The sequence below is a fragment of the Streptomyces sp. FH025 genome, from assembly GCF_017427025.1.
GTDB lineage: Bacteria > Actinomycetota > Actinomycetes > Streptomycetales > Streptomycetaceae > Kitasatospora.
Genome location: NZ_JAFLNG010000127.1, coordinates 1 through 14,532, shown reverse-complemented (window position 1 = coordinate 14,532; position 14,532 = coordinate 1). Strand labels below are relative to the sequence as shown.

12 protein-coding genes, 1 tRNA gene and 1 pseudogene are annotated in these 14,532 nt (G+C 71.7%); 1 reads left to right on the top strand and 13 read right to left on the bottom strand.

Annotation, left to right across the window (positions count from 1 at the left end; translation table 11 throughout):
- Positions 1 to 139: 139 nt before the first annotated feature.
- From J0670_RS12320 to J0670_RS12290, 7 genes and pseudogenes are all read right to left on the bottom strand, one after another.
- Positions 140 to 835 carry a spherulation-specific family 4 protein gene (locus J0670_RS12320; protein ID WP_207811550.1) on the bottom strand — a complete coding sequence of 232 codons (696 nt, stop codon included), beginning with the start codon at positions 833 to 835 and terminating at the stop codon, positions 140 to 142.
- Entirely contained in the window at positions 832 to 1,749 is a 918-nt protein-coding gene (locus J0670_RS12315) for an NAD(P)-dependent oxidoreductase (protein WP_207811549.1), read from the bottom strand. The genes J0670_RS12320 and J0670_RS12315 overlap by 4 nt, the downstream gene beginning before the upstream one ends.
- A gap of 119 nt (positions 1,750 to 1,868) precedes the next feature.
- Positions 1,869 to 2,570, bottom strand: a pseudogene (locus tag J0670_RS12310) (NDP-sugar synthase); the annotation flags it as partial.
- 76 nt (positions 2,571 to 2,646) lie between these two features.
- Positions 2,647 to 3,639: an SDR family NAD(P)-dependent oxidoreductase gene (locus J0670_RS12305; RefSeq protein ID WP_207811547.1), complete on the bottom strand. Its 993-nt coding sequence runs from the start codon at positions 3,637 to 3,639 to the stop codon at positions 2,647 to 2,649.
- Between the two features lie 136 nt (positions 3,640 to 3,775).
- Positions 3,776 to 5,305, bottom strand: coding sequence for a hypothetical protein (locus J0670_RS12300; RefSeq protein ID WP_207811546.1), 1,530 nt, complete (start codon positions 5,303 to 5,305; stop codon positions 3,776 to 3,778).
- A gap of 109 nt (positions 5,306 to 5,414) precedes the next feature.
- Entirely contained in the window at positions 5,415 to 6,929 is a 1,515-nt protein-coding gene (gene pelF, locus J0670_RS12295; protein WP_207811545.1) for a GT4 family glycosyltransferase PelF, read from the bottom strand.
- Positions 6,930 to 7,043: 114 nt separating this feature from the next.
- Positions 7,044 to 9,389, bottom strand: a complete 2,346-nt coding sequence (locus J0670_RS12290) for a hypothetical protein (RefSeq protein ID WP_243436913.1) — start codon at positions 9,387 to 9,389, stop codon at positions 7,044 to 7,046.
- 355 nt (positions 9,390 to 9,744) lie between these two features.
- On the opposite strand from J0670_RS12290, the gene J0670_RS12285 reads away from it, so the two are divergent.
- Complete coding sequence (locus tag J0670_RS12285) at positions 9,745 to 10,692, top strand: tyrosine-protein phosphatase (RefSeq protein ID WP_279382987.1); 948 nt, start codon at positions 9,745 to 9,747, stop codon at positions 10,690 to 10,692.
- Between the two features lie 27 nt (positions 10,693 to 10,719).
- Here the strand turns inward: J0670_RS12285 and J0670_RS12280 are convergent, their stop codons facing one another.
- The 6 genes from J0670_RS12280 to tadA all read right to left on the bottom strand — a co-directional run.
- The gene (locus J0670_RS12280; RefSeq protein ID WP_207811543.1) at positions 10,720 to 11,625 is read right to left on the bottom strand and encodes an RNA polymerase sigma factor SigF; all 906 of its coding nucleotides are present in this window, start codon (positions 11,623 to 11,625) and stop codon (positions 10,720 to 10,722) included.
- A 145-nt stretch (positions 11,626 to 11,770) separates the two neighbouring features.
- A complete protein-coding gene (locus J0670_RS12275) occupies positions 11,771 to 12,610 on the bottom strand; it encodes an RNA polymerase sigma factor SigF (RefSeq protein ID WP_374223093.1) in 840 nt (279 codons plus the stop codon).
- Between the two features lie 246 nt (positions 12,611 to 12,856).
- Positions 12,857 to 13,150 (bottom strand): Dabb family protein, encoded by a 294-nt coding sequence (locus J0670_RS12270; RefSeq protein WP_207811542.1) that lies wholly within the window; start codon positions 13,148 to 13,150, stop codon positions 12,857 to 12,859.
- An 80-nt stretch (positions 13,151 to 13,230) separates the two neighbouring features.
- Positions 13,231 to 13,395, bottom strand: coding sequence for a hypothetical protein (locus J0670_RS12265; RefSeq protein ID WP_207811541.1), 165 nt, complete (start codon positions 13,393 to 13,395; stop codon positions 13,231 to 13,233).
- A 496-nt stretch (positions 13,396 to 13,891) separates the two neighbouring features.
- Positions 13,892 to 13,978: transfer RNA gene (locus tag J0670_RS12260), tRNA-Ser, on the bottom strand.
- Between the two features lie 154 nt (positions 13,979 to 14,132).
- On the bottom strand, positions 14,133 to 14,532 hold a 400-nt coding region (tadA, locus tag J0670_RS12255), incomplete at its 5' end, for a tRNA adenosine(34) deaminase TadA (protein WP_207811540.1).

Here is a 14,532-nt window from a genome sequence, read left to right as displayed (position 1 = left end):
GCCGTCGGCCGAGTCCTGGTCGTCCTCCGAGCCCGAGCTGCTGCACGAACTGACCAGCAGGGCGGTGGCGGTGGCGAGGGCCAGGGCGGCCGGCAGAAGCCGGGTACGGCGGTTCACGGTAGTCGAACTCCGGATCGGGTCAGGTCAGTTCGGCGGCGGCCAGGCCGTACGGCAGGGTGCGCCAGGGGTTGTCCCCGGCGCCCGGTACGGCGCAGCCGACGCCGGCGCGGCGGGCGGCGATCAGTGCGGAGGCGTCCCGAGCGGCTTCGGCCGGGACGTCGTAGACCAGGTGACAGAAGCGGGAGGCCGCGTGGCGGCCGGTCCACAGCGGCAGCGTCATGGCGCGGTAGGCGTCCCAGTCGCCCTCGAAGGTGACGAGCAGGTCGGCCATGCCGACCTCGGCGTACCCGGGGTCCGGGTGCTCGCCGTGGCCGAACACCACGGTGCCGCAGCCGGCCGCCCGGGCGGCCGTGGCCAGCCGTCGGTAGTGCGGCAACGCGCCCGGGTGGGCGGCGACCTGGTCGAAGTACACGCCGGTGATGCCGTGTCGCTGACGGTACGTCAGGATGTCGGCCACCACGGCCGCGTGCGGCCGTCGGCCGTAGTCGGTGTCGGTGTAGCCGATCAACGGGAGCCCGGCGGCGCGGAGTTCGTCGGCGGCCTCGGCGAAGACGTGGTCCGGGACCTCGCCCGGACCGTCCGCGAGGTTGAGCACCACGGCGGCGATCCGGGCGGGGTCGGCGGCGGCGACCGCCTGCCAGGCCGCCGGGTCCACCGCGGGGTGGACGTACAGCGGCACCAGCAGGCGGCCGTCGGGGTTGATCCCGGCGGTCATGCGACCACCGGGGTCGGCGCGGACTCGGCGGTGCTGAGCCACAGGTCGCGCAGGGTGTCGGCGAGGTCGGTCTCCGGGTGCCAGCCGAGCTCCCGGGCGGCGGCCGACACGTCGGCCTGCTGCCAGGAGACCGCGGCCGAGCGCTCGGAGCCCGCCCCGCTCTCGTCGATCCGGCCGGTGAAGCCGGCCGCCGTGACCAGTCCGTCGGCGATCGCCCGGACCTGGCGGGCCCGGCCGGAGGCGAGGTTGAGCACCCGGGGGAGCGGCCGGTCGGCGGTGACGGCCAGGCCGACCGCGTGGGCGACGTCCCGGGCGTCGACGAAGTCGCGGTAGGCGGAGAGGTCCCCGACCGTGATGACGCCGTCGGCGCCCTCGGGGGCCACCCGGCGCAGTTCCGCGGCCAGCCGGCCGGGCAGCGAGCCCGCCGGGGCTCCCGGACCGACCGGGTTGAACACCCGGAGCACCACCGCGTCCAGTGGCGAGCCGGCCACCGCGAGGGAGCCGGCCAGCTTGGTCGCGCCGTACACGCCGACCGGGCGGGCGTCCGCTTCCTCGGACAGCGAGCCGCCCTCGTCGCAGACGCCGTACTCGCCGGCCGAACCGATGTGCACCAGGCGGGCCTTCGGGGCGCCGGCCCGCAGCGCCTCGCAGAGCACCGCCGGGCCGCGGGCGTTCACCTCGGCGAGCTTGACCGCGCTGCCGGCCACCGCGCCGGCGAAGTTGACCACCACGTCGGGGGCCAGCGCGGCCAGTTCCTCGCCGAGCGGGCCGGCCTGGGCGGTGGCCAGGTCCAGCCGGAGGTCGTGGGCGGGCCGCCGGCCCGCGGTCAGCACGGTGGCACCGGGCAGTGACCGCAGGACGGCGGTGGCGTGACGGCCCAGGAAGCCGTCGCCGCCGAGTAGCAGGATTCTCACGCGGCCCGTCCGTCGCTGTCGGCGCCCGCGGCGGCGGGCTGGTCGATCGTGTCGTCCGGAGCGGTGCGGGCGGCCGGGATCGGCAGCTCCACCGGGCCGGGCACGGGCGCCTCGAAGGGCATCAGGACCGGGCGTATGGACGAGAACTCGGCGTTGGCCCGGTCGTAGTCGTCGGGGCGGCCGATGTCGAGCCAGTAGCCGCCGAAGTCGTAGGCGGCCGGCGGGGTGTCGGCGGCCAGCAGGTCGAGCACCAGCTCATCGAAGCCCAGCGGCAGGCCGGGGGTGTACTTGGCGAGCGCCGAGCGGGAGACGCCGTACACGCCCATCGAGACGCGGTAGTCGATGCTGGGCTTCTCCTGGAAGCCGGTGATGGAGCCGGAGTCGGCGGTCAGCACACCGAAGTCGATCTTGACCTGGCGGGCGTAGGTGGCGATGGTCAGCGGGGCACCGGACGCCTCGTGGTGCTTGAGCACCCCGGCGAAGTCCAGGTCGGTGAGGATGTCGCCGTTCATCACCAGGAAGTGCTCGGGCAGGCGGTCCTGCATGGTGAGCAGTGGGCCCATGGTGCCGAGCGGGCTGTCCTCGACGGCGTAGCCGACCCGCAGCCCCCACTGGGAGCCGTTGCCGACGTACGCGCGGATGATGTGGCCGAGGTGGCCGATGGCCAGGGTGACGGTCTTGAAGCCCGCGGCGGCGAGCTGGCGCATCACGATCTCCAGGATCGCGTGCTGGTCGCCGATCGGGACGAGAGGCTTGGGAAGCGCGGTGGTGTACGGGCGGAGACGGACGCCCTTGCCGCCGGCCAGGATCACTGCGTGCATGGTGTTTCCCCCACGGAAAGGATGTGTAGGACACGAACCTCGGTTACCAGGACGAGCATGATCGTTTTACGGCGGGTCAGACGTTGTAGATGTCGGTCTTGTAGCGGGCCAGGTTGGCCGGGTCGCGGAAGAACTCGATGGTCTGCTCCAGGCCCTGCTCCAGGCTGAACAGGGGGGCCCAGCCGGTGGCCTCGCGCAGCCGGGTGGCGTCCGCGACCAGGCGCATCACCTCGGAGTTGGTCGGACGGATGCGCTGCTCGTCCTCCTTCACCACCAGGTCCACGCCCATCAGCTTGCCGACGAGGGTGACCAGGTCGCCGACCGAGATCTCGCCGCCGGTACCGGCGTTGAAGGTCCGGCCGACGACGGTCTCGGCGGGGGTGGTGCCGACGGTGCGGAAGGCGTTGGCGGTGTCCTTGACGAACATGAAGTCGCGGGTCGGGCGCAGGTCGCCGAGGGTGATCTCGGTCTGGCCGGCCGCGACCTGGGCGATCACGGTCGGGATGACGGCGCGCATCGACTGGCGCGGGCCGAAGGTGTTGAACGGGCGCAGGGTGACGACCGGGGTCTCGAAGCTGGCGTGGTAGCTGTCGGCCAGCCGGTCCCCGCCGGCCTTGGAGGCGGCGTACGGGGACTGGGTGTTGATCGGGTGGTCCTCGGTGATCGGCACGGTCTGCGCGGTGCCGTAGGTCTCGCTGGTCGAGGTGTGCACCAGGCGGGGGATCTCCAGGTGGCGCACCGCCTCCAGCACGTTCAGGGTGCCGGTGACATTGGTGTCCACGTACGAGTGGGGGGCCCGGTAGGAGTACGGGATCGCGATCAGGGCGGCCAGGTGGTAGACCGCCTCGGTGCCCTTGACCAGGCCGTTGACCGAGCCCGGGTCCCGGACGTCGCCGAGGATGATCTCGACCGAGTCCAGCACCTCCTGCGGCAGGGTCTCCAGCCAGCCGAAGGAGGAGAAGGAGTTGTACTGGACCATCGCGCGGACGTGGTGCCCGTCGGCGACCAGGGTCTCGACGAGGTGGGAGCCGATGAAGCCCTCGGCTCCGGTAACCGCGACGCTGCTCATGCGGGATTCGCTTTCTCGATGTACGGACGGCCCGACCTCTGCTGGGGGTCGGCCGCCGGTGGTCCGATGGGTGTGTCTGTGGAGCGGGTACGGCGGTGCACGCGAATTCGGGCGTGCGTGATATTCGAGGTGTTGTTCAGCGGTGCTGGGTGGTGCGGCCGAGCGCGGGCCCGGCGAGGGCGGTGAGGACGAGAGCGGCCGCCCCGCAGCCGATCAGCTGCAGGACGATCGGATCCGCACCGGTCAGCAGCCCGGCGCTTTCGGCGACCGCGGCTGCCAGACAGATGAGGGCGGTGCTCCAGCTGAACCCGAAGGCGTTCAGCAGCAGCGCCAGCCAGAGCGAGCCGCCGAGGAGCAGCATCGCGCCGAGCTGCGGCACCCCGAGCGCGGGGGCGCCCGGCCACAGCACGGTCGCGGCGGCGTCCAGCGCGGCCACGGTGGTGAGGTAGATGAAGAGGCAGCCGAGCAGGATCCCGCCGGTGCGGCGGGTGAACTGCCCGGTGGTGTGGCTGGTGCGCAGCGCGGCCACGGCCATCGCCCGGTAGCGGAAGAGCAGCCACTCGGCGAGGCCGAGGCTGAGCGTCAGCGCGATCATGGCCGGGCCGGTCGGGGTGGTCTTCACCTCGTGCACGGGCACGAGGCGGGAGGCGGCGTCCACGGCCTCGTGGATGGTCTGGCCGAGGCCGGCGATCAGCGTGAGGGCGCCGCAGGCCAGGCCGAACAGCAGGTGCGGGATCTCCTGGCGGATCGCCAGCTTCACCTGCACGCCGTCCCGTTCTCCGCCCCGGATGCAGCGGACCAGCTCCCGTGCGGACAGGCCTACCGCCAGCGCCGTCGAGGCGAGCAGCACGACCGTCCGTACGGTCTGCGGGACGTCCGCGGCCAGTACCACGCCCGCGCCGACCGAGGCCGGGGCCAGCGCCAGCAGCAGGAACTTCTCCCGGCCGAGCACCAGCAGCACGGTGGCCGCGGCCAGGTAGCAGGACTGCCCGGCGGCGAACCAGAGCGCGCCGAGCGGCCCGCCGACCACGTACGCGGCCGCGGCCGCGAGCAGCGCTCCGATCGGTGCGCCGACGGCCAGGCAGACTGCGGCGTCCCGGCGGCGCAGCCGGCTGAGCCAGCGGTACGAGCGGTGCGCCAGCGCCTGGTTGAAGCCCCAGCTGACCAGCGTGGCGATGGACAGCGCGAGCATGCCCGAGGGCAGGCCGAAGCGCATCCGGGTGGTCGCGAACAGGTTGGCGCCGAGCAGGTAACCGAGCCCGGGCAGGGCGAACACCAGGCCGCGCACCACGCAGCGCCACGGGTCGGCCCGCCAGGGGTTGGCGAACTCGGAGCTCGGGCCGGGGTAACGGCGCTCGACCTTCTCGAACAGCTCCTCGGCGACGGTGAACGCGTCGGGGCGGCCGTACAGCAGGGCGGCCTGCTCGTCGGAGAGGCCGTCGGACTCCAGGAAGGCCGCGATCTCGTATGGGTGGACGGCGTCGGCGCAGACGTCGCGCAGGCGCTCGGCGAGCTCGTCCAGCGGGTCGGCGGAGAGGTCGAGCGGCTCCGCGGGCTCCGGCTCCGCCGCCGAGGGGCGGCGGCGCTTGAGCGGCAGGGTGCGCAGCTGCATCGTCCGCTCGGCGCTACCGCCTTCGCCGGGCACCAGGCGAATCGGACCACTCATGCGCCCACCTCGCTGCGCTCGGCGGCCGCTTCGCGGTACACGCCCCTCCTGATGGTTCGCTCGCTTCGCTCGCTTCGCTCGCTTCGCTCGCTTCGCTCGCTTCGCTCTCTCACGCGCCCACCTCGCTGGGCTGGGGCTGGGCGGCGGCCAGCTGCTGGTCCCAGTCGGGGCCGGGGGCCCCGTCGGTGACGGAGACCATGCCGCCGGGCATCCAGCGGGCGGTGCCGAGGAGTTCGGTGTAGATCCCCCGGAAGCCGTCGATGTTCTGGCGGAGCGTGAACTGCTCGATGACCCGCAGCCGGGCCCCCTCGCCGAGCCGGGCGCGTCGTTCCGGGTCGCGCAGCAGCTCGATCGCGGCGGCCGCCATCGGCTCGGGCTCGCGCGGCGGGACGACCAGGCCGGTGTCGCCGACGGCCTCGCGCACCCCGCCGACGTCGGTCGAGACGGTCGCGCGGCCGCAGGACATCGCCTCGATCAGGGTGAACGGGAAGCCCTCGCTGATGCTGGAGAGCATCACCACGTTGCCCGCCGCGTACGCGTCGGTGATGTCGGCGACGCGGCCCTCGAAGGCCACCGAGTCGGCTATGCCGAGCTCGGCGGCCAGGGCTATGCAGCCGTCCCGGTAGGCCTCGCCGCCCTTGGGAGTGCCCCCGAAGAGCCGCAGCCGCGCTTCGGGGATCTCGCGTCGGACGATGGCGAAGGCCCGGATCAGTGTCTCCAGGTCCTTGATCGGGTCGACCCGGCCGGCCCAGCTGAGGGTCGGCGTGTCGGGTTCCGGGCCGGCCGGGGGGAAGGCGGCCGGGTCCACCCCGTTGTAGACGGTGCGGATGTGCGCGGAGGGCGTGCCGCCGCGCTCCTCCCAGCGCCGGTTGTACCGGTTGCCGGGGGTGACGAGCGTGGCCTGCCGGTAGCTCTCCTCGGCGAGCATCCGGTAGAAGCCGAGCAGCAGCGCCTTGACCGGCCAGCGGTACGGGCCGGTGCGGTAGCCGAGGTAGCGCTCGCGCAGGTAGATGCCGTGCTCGGTGAGCAGAAACGGTACGCCGTACTGCTGAGCGGCGATCAGCCCGGGCAGGGTGGCCAGGCCGCCGCTGGCCGCGTGGGCGACGCCGTCCTGCGGCGGCTCGACCGACAGCGGCCGCAGCGCGTGCTCCAGCAGGTCGGTGGCGTTCAGCGCGTCGTGCAGGGTGGGGCGCGAGACGGCGGTGGGCAGGTAGTCGCGGGTCCAGACGTGCTGGAGGGTGCGCAGCGCGCGCTCGCTGCGCAGCGCCGGGCTGAGCAGCCCGTGCCGGGCGAGGTCGGCGAAGTTGTACAGCTCGGTGCCGAAGTGGGTGGTGTAGACCGGGTCGAGGATGGAGTGGAGGAAGCGCTCGTAGGCGTTGAGGAAGCGCCGCATCTCCTTGCCGCGCGGCGGCCTGGCCTCGGAGGCCGGGCCCCACAGCGGTGCCGTGGTGACCGACCGTACGTTGGCGGGCAGTTCCCAGGCCAGTGCTTCCTGACCGGTCCCGGTGACGGCGATGACGTCGAAGTCGACGTCCGGCATGCCCTGAACGAGCTGGTCGCACCAGACGCTCACACCGCCGTGCTGGTGCGGATACGTCCCCTCGGTGAGCAGGGTGACGCGCATCTCCTGTCCCCCCTCCTGTTCTTACGTCGGTTGTCCGGACTGGGTGGCCGGAACGGCAGCCGTGGCGGGGTCGGCCCGGTCGCCCGGCCCGACCCCGCCATCGGGTGGTACGGGTTACCGGTTGCCGGAGCGTCCGGTGGTGTCGCCGTGCGAGGCCGTCCCCCCAGAGGCCTTGCCGGTCCGGTCGCCCTGGCCGCCGCCACGGGCATCATCGCCCTTGGCGACGCCCTTACCGGGCACCGGGGTTCCGCTTCCGGGCACGAGGGACTGCGCGGGCTTGCGGGTGGTGTCGCTCGGACCCACCGGGACGGGGGTGGCGACGCCCTGCGGCACGACCTTCTTGTCCGCCGGGACCGGTGCCGGGACGGACTTGGCCGCGACGCTCGGCGCGACGGCGGCGGGAGCGGCCGGCGCGGACGGGAGCTGCAGGGTGACGGCACTCTGCAGGGCGCCCGGGGACACCCAGCCGGAGAGCGTACCGGCGTAGGCCGAACCGAACCCACCCGTTCCGATGACCAGCTTCTGAGCAGTTCCGGTCGGCATGGTGGCCTGGACCTGAACACCGGCCGGCGCGTTGACCGTCACCGTGTTGCCGACCCGGTACGCGGTGACCTGGCCGGAGGCGAGGGCCGAGTTCCAGGCCGCGCGGCGCTGGAACTCCAGGCCGATCTCGCGCTCGCCGAGGTTCACGATCGGGGTGTTGTCGGCGTGCAGCGACCGGTAGGTGCCGAGGATCTTCTCCAGCACCGGGTACAGGATGCGGTCCTCGGACAGGTTGGACTGGTGCACGAAGTGCGGCCGCGGGTCGTTGCTCAGCACGTGGCCGAGGTCGATCCGGGCCTCCAGCGGCACGATGTACGACTGGTAGCCGGTGTTGACGTCCAGCGGCTGCGGCAGGCAGGTGGAGTTGGCGTTGTTCTCGCAGACGCCGCTGCCGCCGTTGGCCTTGCTGGTGTAGATCCAGTTGTACTCGTCGGCCTCCTCCTTCGCCGTGCCGGCGTTGTAGAAGACGTTCATCGGGTACCGCGGCACGGTCAGCGTGGAGCCGACGGCCCGCTGGGCGGGCTCGCGGGAGGCGTCGCTGCCGGTGAACTTGATCCCGTTGGCGGCCAGCGCGGGCGCCAGGTACGGGTTGTCGCTGGTCTCCTGGGGGGCGGTCAGCAGGCCGGAGTGCTCACCGGTGACCAGGACCTGCGGGTCGACGTTCAGGCCGTTCTTGGCGGCCCAGTCGAAGTTGTCCTTGATCTGGCCGGAGATGGTGTTCTGGTCGACCCAGACGGTCTTGCCCGAGGCGTCCTTGGTGCAGCGCCACGGCACCACGGTGACGTCCTGCACGCAGCCCAGGTACGGGTGGGTGTAGGTGTGGTTGACCCAGCGGTAGCTGTTCTGGTCGGTGATCATCTGGTTGGCCGTCGGGTCCACCGTGGTCTGGTGGTCGGCCTTCCAGTCCTCGCTGCCGCCGCCGTTGAACACCATGTCCAGCGTGAAGTTGTTGGCGGTCTGCCACTGCTTGAGGTGGTTCGCGTCGTCGACGCTCATCCGGATCGGGTTGGCGGTGTCCGGGGTGCCGGGCGGGCAGGTGACGTCACCGGGGGTGCACTTGAGGACGGTGTCCCAGCGGTCGTCGGCCAGGAAGACGTCGTCCACGTGCGTGGCGAAGTAGTTGCGGTCGTAGCCGAGGTGGACGCCCTGGGTGAGCCAGTCGACCATGCCGCGGGCCAGCAGTCGGTACTGCTGCTGGTACTGGTTGTAGACGAAGGTGACGACCAGTTCCTTGCGGCCGTCGTGGGTGTACTCGCCGACCAGTGAACCGCGGGCGGTCGCGCCGGGTATCGGCGCGTCGACCAGCGGGACGAAGGAGGCGCCGGCCGGCAGGCTGGCGAGCGGGGTCGCCAGGTATCCGTAACTCTCGCTGACCGTGGGGTCGTTGTCCTCGAAGGGAACGCTTCCCTTGAGGTACCCGAACGGCCCCGCCGTTCCGGCCGCGGTGGTCGCCGCCTGGAATCCGTCGAGGGTTCCGACGAATCCGGGATTCTGGGCGTAGTTCAGTCCCACCCCCGGGTTGGCCCAGGTGTAGGCGTCGATCTGCCGGACGTTGAAAGCGGCCTCGTAGCCGGCGATCGCGGTCATCTCGGCCGCGCTGTTCGGGAAGGGGTTTTCGTTGGGCAGCACGATGCCCTGGTACTTGCCCCGGGGCTGCCCGTTCACCGTGTCGCTCAGGAAAGCCGAGTTGATGACGGGCCGGTTGGTGTCATTGAGGCTGACGACCTTGTAAGGCGTCCCCTGACTCTTCAGCTCGGCGGTGATCGCCGCGACGGACGGGCCCCCGTCGTCGATGACCAGGACGGTGAGGTCGATCCTGGGCGGCGCGGTGTCGCCGTAGGCCAGGGTGGTCTGCAGGCCACTGGCCAGCAGAACTGCCGCCGCGCAGGCGGCGACTCTTCGGGTCGCTCGACCCATGGTGATCCTCCCCTTGGGGCAGGCGCAACGCTGCGCGGCGCTCGCCTGCCCGTGTAGCTGTTCGCGGGCAGCAGGCTGCCCGGGCTCATCCTGGTCGAGGGCCGGCGGTGCCAGGGACCAAATGGGCGAGAGTGCAGCGAACCTGTTACCAACGTTCATGGCGAAGCCATGGAGGCGCTGATTGTGACCGTAACCGGACCGGTGATGCAAATAGTGAATTGAAAATGAAAAACCGGAAGCCGAGTGCTACACCTGGTTACTGACTGCGTTCGATGGGGCAGGCGGGCAGGACACCTACACTGTCGTCGTCGCGCATGACACTCTCGCACATCTCGCCGCTCTGCCGGGCAGGTTCATGCAATATCGGGCACCGCTGTGCCATGTGACAGTCCGAATATGCAATGGAGGCGCACGGGTGGCCCATCGGCGTACCGAGGACGATCGGATCGGGGACGCACGGATTGTTACCGATAAGTCGGACGGAACCGGGCTGGTCGGGCGCAGTCTCGGTCTGCGCGGCGCTCTCAACGCCCGGGATCTGGGTGGCTATCTGACGGCCGACGGGCGGATGGTTCGTGGCGGTGTGGCCCTGCGCAGCGATGGCCTGAACCATGTCACCGCCGAGGACCTCGGCCCGCTGGGCGCGCTCGGCCTGCGCGGGGTGGTGGACCTGCGCAGTGAGGACGAGGTCCGCGAAGCCGGCCCGGACCGCCTGCCGGACGACGTCACCATGCACCGACTCCCGGTGCTGGCAACGGATTTCGACATCCAGGCGACGGTGCACCGAGCCCTGGCCGACCGCAGCCCGCGCAGGCAGCGCACCCTGCTCGGCGACGGCCGGGCGACCGCCATGATGACCGGGCTCTACCGCTGGTTCGTCACCGACGAGGTGGCCCGCGAGCGCTTCGCCGCCCTGCTGCGCCTGCTGGCCGCCCCGGGCGGCGTGCCGCTGCTGTTCCACTGCTCGGCCGGCAAGGACCGCACCGGCTGGGCCGCCGCACTCGTGCTGACCGCCCTGGGCGTCGGCCGCGAGACCGTGACGGCCGACTACCTGCTCACCAACGCGCGCTCCGCCCCGGTGGTCGACCGGGCGATGGACGACTTCGGCAGCCGCGGCCTGATGCGAGAGCCCGAGCTCCTCCTACCGGTGTTCCGGGCCGACCGCGGCTACCTCGACGCGGCCTTCGCGGAGGTCCGGGCCGGCTGGGGCGGCTTCGACGCGTTCTGGCGGGAGGGGCTCGGGCTGGACCAGGACGTGCTGACCGGGTTGCGCACCAACCTCCTGGAGGACGGCGGCGGTTGAACCCGGCGGCCTGGCTGGAACCGGTGCTCAGCCCTCGCTGATCAGCCCCTCGCGGAGCTGGGTCAGCGTCCTGGTGAGCAGTCGGGAGACGTGCATCTGGGAGATCCCGATCTCCTCGCCGATCTGCGACTGGGTGAGGTTGCCGAAGAACCGCAGCATGATGATCCGGCGCTCGCGCGGCGGCAGCTTGGCCAGCAGCGGCTTGAGCGACTCCCGGTACTCCACGCCCTCCAGGGCGAGGTCCTCGTAGCCGAGCCGTTCGGCCAGCGGCCCCTCGCTGTCCTCCTCGCTGGGGCTGGAGTCCAGCGAACTGGCGGTGTACGCGTTGCCCACCGCGAGGCCCTCGACCACGTCCTCCTCGCTGACCCCCAGGCAGGCGGCCAACTCGGCGACGGTGGGGGAGCGGTCCAGCCGCTGGGACAGCTCGTCCCCGGCCTTGGTGAGCGCCAGCCGCAGCTCCTGGAGCCGTCGCGGCACCCGGACCGACCAACTGGTGTCCCGGAAGAAGCGCTTGATCTCGCCGACCACGGTGGGCATCGCGAAGGTGGGGAACTCCACCCCGCGCTCCGGGTCGAAGCGGTCGATCGCCTTGATCAGGCCGATGGTGCCGACCTGGACGATGTCCTCCATCGGCTCGTTGCGGCTGCGGAAGCGCGCCGAGGCGTACCGGACCAGCGGCAGGTTGAGCTCGATCAGGGTGTCACGGACGTACGTGTGCTCCTCGCTGCCGGGCTCCAGCGCGGCCAGCCGCAGGAACAGCGAGCGGGAGAGCGTCCGGGTGTCCAGCCCCGCGCCGGGCGGCGTCTCCGGTGGTGCCCCGGCCCCGGGCCGCTCGGGGGACTCGGCCCGCTGGTGCGGGATCCGGTCCTCGGTGATCGTCGTGCCCTCGGCCTGACCAGCGTGGATCTCCGCAGTGCCCAGCTCTCCGGACATGCACCCACCCCCTTGTGACTGACGGTTGAACGGGGGCCGACGCGCGGAGGTTCCCGGCGAGGGCCCAACCCCCTCCATACCGGAACACGGTCCACGGCAAACCCGAACGTCGCAACTTGTCACTTCGGGGTAACGCGCTGCAATCTCATTCTTCCCAGGAGTTGCCGGTCCGAAGCCTCGTCAGGATCCGCGACAACAGCCGGGAGACGTGCATCTGGGACATCCCCAACTCGGTGCTGATCTGCGACTGGGTGAGGTTGGCGAAGAACCGCAGCATCACGATCCGGCGCTCCCGTTCGGGGAGTTGGACCAGCAGGTGGCGGACCATGTCGCGGTGCTCGACCTCGGCCAGCGCGGAGTCCTCGTAGCCGAGCCGGTCCAGCAGGGCGAGCCCGCCCTCGTGCTCCTGCGCGGCCTCCAGGGACGCGGCGTTGTAGGCCCGCCCGGCGTCCAGGCAGGCCCGCACGTCCTCCTCGGGGATCCGCAGGCTGGCGGCGATCTCGGGCACCTTGGGCGCCCGCCCGTGCAGCACCGTCAGCTCCTCCATCGCGCCGCTCACCTGCACCCACAGCTCCTGGAGCCGGCGCGGGACGTGCATGGTGCGGACGTTGTCCCGGAAGTAGCGCTTGATCTCGCCCAGGATGGTCGGCAGCGCGTAGGTGGGGAACTGGACGCCCCGGCTGGGGTCGAAGCGGTCGATCGCGTTGATCAGGCCGATGGTGCCGACCTGGACGACGTCCTCCATCGGCTCGCTGCGGCTGCGGAAGCGGGTGGCCGCGTAGCGGACCAGCGGGATGTTCACCTCGATCAGGGCGGCCCGGACCCGTTCCCGCTCGGGGGCGCCCGGGGGCAGCTCGGCGAGCCGTTCGAACAGCACCCGGGTCAGCGTCCGGACGTCCACGACGGGCCGGCCGCCTGGACCGCGCAGCCCGTCCGGGCGGAGCTCGCCGGCCGGGCTGATGATCGCAGCCAGCACCTCGTCCACGGACACGTCACCCCTCCCAAAGTCGACAACGGCGGGCCCTGCGGATCGGGTGTCGCGGCCGGTTCACCACCTGGCCATGTCCGGCAAAACCGGTCATAGCATCACAAGGTGGGCGCAGGTCGGGCAAGCACCCGATGGAGGTGTGTTGGTGGAGTGTTCGATCTCCACCGGCCGGGTCGGCGGGGCGCCGCAAGGGTCGTTCCCGGACGGACCAAAACGCCCCGTCCGGGGGACGGGCCGCGGGGGTCAGACCTCGATGTCGGCGATCACCCAGGTGGCGAACTCGCGCCAGCGGCCGGCCGCGGCCTGGTGGGCCGGGTGGGTGAGGTAGGCCTGCAGGGCCTCGCGGTCCTCGACCAGGCTGTTGATCGCGAAGTCGTACGCGATGTCCCGCTCGGTGGTGTTCCAGCCGCACTCCCACTCGCGCAGCTCGGGGATCAGCTCGCCGAGCCCGGCGAACGCCTCGGCGCCGGCGAGCACGCGCTCCTCGTCCTTGGCGACGCCTTCGTTGAGCTTGAACAGGACCAGGTGCCGGATCACGATTGCCGCTCCTCGCGGACGGGGGTAGAGGGTCCCGCCCACCGTAGCGGGTGTCCCGGGGGCCGCCTGTGGCGCGTCCGCTACTTGATCAGGCCGGTCATGAAGGTGCCCACCGCCTTGAACGCGTTCGAGATGCCCTCGAAGCCCAGCTGGACGAGTTCGGCCGACCGGGACGGCGACGTGATGATCGAATACAGCACGAAGATGAGCAGGAGGACCATACCGATCTTCTTCGCCTGCGCCATCGTGACCTTCCTCCCAGCAGTGGGCCGCCGTCATCAGGGTCCCCGAGCGGTCCGGTAGGGGCAGCTTATCCACCGGACGGGCTATCAAGTGTGCGACGCGTTCGTCCGGCGGGACGAAGGTCCCCGCGAGTGAGGCCTTTCTCCGGGTGCCCCGACGCGGCCCGGGCGGCAGGATGGATGGCGTACCGAGGATCTGGCAGGAATCCCCGGTACGTGGATCCGGAGCCCCCGCTGTGGGACCGGGCGCCGCGACTCCCCCGACGCGGCCCCGGTTGTGGGACTCCGCAGGGGGAGCGGTCAGTCCCCCCGAACCGCTCCCCCCTCCAAGGCTCCGTACGAGCCGGGCAGTGGTGGTCATCAGCCCGGAGTGCGGAGCCTTTCCGCGTTCGAGGGCGCGTGTTCGAGGGCGCGTGTTTCGAGCGGGCGTGTTCGAGGGGTGCGGTGCGCGGAAACGCCGAGGGCCCGTCCGGATCGGACGGGCCCTCGGGCTTTCGAGCGGTAGCGGTGGGATTCGAACCCACGGTGGAGTTGCCCCCACACACGCTTTCGAGGCGTGCTCCTTTGGCCGCTCGGACACGCTACCGAGGGGAACTCTACCGGACGGGTGGCGCGGTCACGAAATCCGTATCCCGGAGGGGGCCGGCGAGGGGCCTTCCGGGGGCCTGCCGGGCCTCGGCGGCGGGCCTCGGCGGCGGGCCCCGGCGGTGGGCTTCAGTGGCGGTTCTCAGTGGTGGTTCTCAGCGGTGGGTCTCGAAGAAGTCGCGCAGTTGCTCGCCGCACTCCTCCGCGAGGACGCCCCAGATCACCTCGGGGCGGTGGTTGAGCCGGCGGTCGCGCATCACGTCGAAGAGCGAGCCGGCCGCGCCGGCCTTCTCGTCGAGGGCGCCGTAGACCACCCGGTCGATCCGGGACAGCACGATGGCGCCGGCGCACATCGTGCAGGGCTCCAGCGTGACGACCAGCGTGCAGCCGCTGAGCCGCCATTCTCCGAGCTTTTCCGCCGCCTGCCGGATCGCGACCACCTCGGCGTGCGCGGTCGGGTCGCCGACCGCCTCACGCTCGTTGTGGCCGCGCCCGAGCACCTCGCCGTCCGGGCCCAGGACGAGCGCCCCGACCGGTACGTCCCCGGTGGCCGGC

Excerpts from the sequence above, each read along its gene's own strand:
- pelF (WP_207811545.1), bottom strand. The coding sequence starts at position 6,929 with ATGCGCGTCACCCTGCTCACCGAGGGGACGTATCCGCACCAGCACGGC.
- J0670_RS12320 (WP_207811550.1), bottom strand. The coding sequence starts at position 835 with ATGACCGCCGGGATCAACCCCGACGGCCGCCTGCTGGTGCCGCTGTAC.
- J0670_RS12280 (WP_207811543.1), bottom strand. The coding sequence starts at position 11,625 with ATGTCCGGAGAGCTGGGCACTGCGGAGATCCACGCTGGTCAGGCCGAG.
- J0670_RS12285 (WP_279382987.1), top strand. The coding sequence starts at position 9,745 with ATGCAATATCGGGCACCGCTGTGCCATGTGACAGTCCGAATATGCAAT.
- J0670_RS12300 (WP_207811546.1), bottom strand. The coding sequence starts at position 5,305 with ATGAGTGGTCCGATTCGCCTGGTGCCCGGCGAAGGCGGTAGCGCCGAG.
- J0670_RS12290 (WP_243436913.1), bottom strand. The coding sequence starts at position 9,389 with ATGGGTCGAGCGACCCGAAGAGTCGCCGCCTGCGCGGCGGCAGTTCTG.
- J0670_RS12265 (WP_207811541.1), bottom strand. The coding sequence starts at position 13,395 with ATGGCGCAGGCGAAGAAGATCGGTATGGTCCTCCTGCTCATCTTCGTG.
- J0670_RS12305 (WP_207811547.1), bottom strand. The coding sequence starts at position 3,639 with ATGAGCAGCGTCGCGGTTACCGGAGCCGAGGGCTTCATCGGCTCCCAC.